The sequence below is a fragment of the Streptomyces sp. NPDC020489 genome (genome assembly GCF_044386545.1).
In the GTDB taxonomy this organism is placed as follows: domain Bacteria; phylum Actinomycetota; class Actinomycetes; order Streptomycetales; family Streptomycetaceae; genus Streptomyces.
Genome location: NZ_JBIRUZ010000038.1, coordinates 1 through 1,116 on the forward strand (window position 1 = coordinate 1; position 1,116 = coordinate 1,116).

The window sequence follows — 1,116 nt, forward strand, 5'->3', positions numbered from 1 at the left end:
CGATGGCTCTTGAGGGTGTGCGGGTGCTGGATATGACGCATGTGCAGTCGGGGCCGTCGGCGACGCAGTTGCTGGCGTGGCTGGGTGCGGATGTGGTGAAGGTGGAGGCGCCGGGCGGGGATGTGACGCGGGGGCAGTTGCGGGACATCGAGGGGGTGGACTCGCTGTATTTCGCGATGTTGAACTGCAACAAGCGCAGTGTGACGTTGAACGCGAAGTCGGAGCGGGGCAGGGAGCTGCTGGTCGAGTTGATCCGGCGTTCGGATGTGCTGGTGGAGAACTTCGGGCCGGGTGCGGTGGAGCGGATGGGGTTTTCCTGGGAGCGGGTCAAAGAGATCAATCCCCGGATCGTGTATGCGTCGATCAAGGGTTTCGGTGAGGGCCCGTACACCGGTTTCAAGGCGTATGAGGTGGTGGCGCAGGCGATGGGCGGGTCGATGGCCACGACCGGGTTTCCTGACGGTCCGCCGGTGGCGACGGGGGCGCAGATCGGTGACTCGGGCACCGGGGTGCATGCGGTGGCGGGGATCGTGGCGGCACTGTTCCAGCGTGAGCGTACCGGGCGTGGTCAGCGGGTGGATGTGGCGATGCAGCATGCGGTGCTGAATCTGTGCCGGGTCAAACTCCGTGACCAGCAGCGGCTTTCGAGCGGTCCGTTGGAGGAGTATCCCAATGACGACTTCGGTGAGGAGGTGCCCCGTTCGGGCAACGCCTCCGGGGGCGGGCAGCCGGGCTGGGCGGTGCGGTGCGCGCCGGGCGGCCCCAACGACTACGTCTACGTCATCGTCCAGCCCGTGGGGTGGGCTCCGCTGAGCCGGCTCATCGGGCGGCCCGAACTCGCCGACGATCCCGAGTGGGCGACCCCCCGGGCCCGGTTGCCGAAACTGGGCAAGATGTTCCAGCTGATCGAGGAATGGACCGCGACCCTGCCCAAGTGGCAGGTCCTGCACCAGCTGAACGCCGCCGGCATCCCGTGCGGGCCGGTCCTTTCCACGAAGGAGATCATCGAGGACGCCTCCCTCGCCGCGAACGGGATGATCGTCGAGGTCGACCAGCCCGGGCGTGGCACCTTCACCACCGTCGGCAACCCCCTCAAACTCTCCGACTCCCCCACCC

Annotated in this window: 1 protein-coding gene; it reads left to right on the top strand. The window is 67.4% G+C overall.

What is annotated here, in order from left to right:
- Window positions 1–2: 2 nt before the first annotated feature.
- Window positions 3–1,116, top strand: a 1,114-nt coding sequence (gene frc, locus ACH41F_RS41795; RefSeq protein ID WP_398839863.1) for a formyl-CoA transferase, incomplete at its 3' end; no start/stop codon positions are given.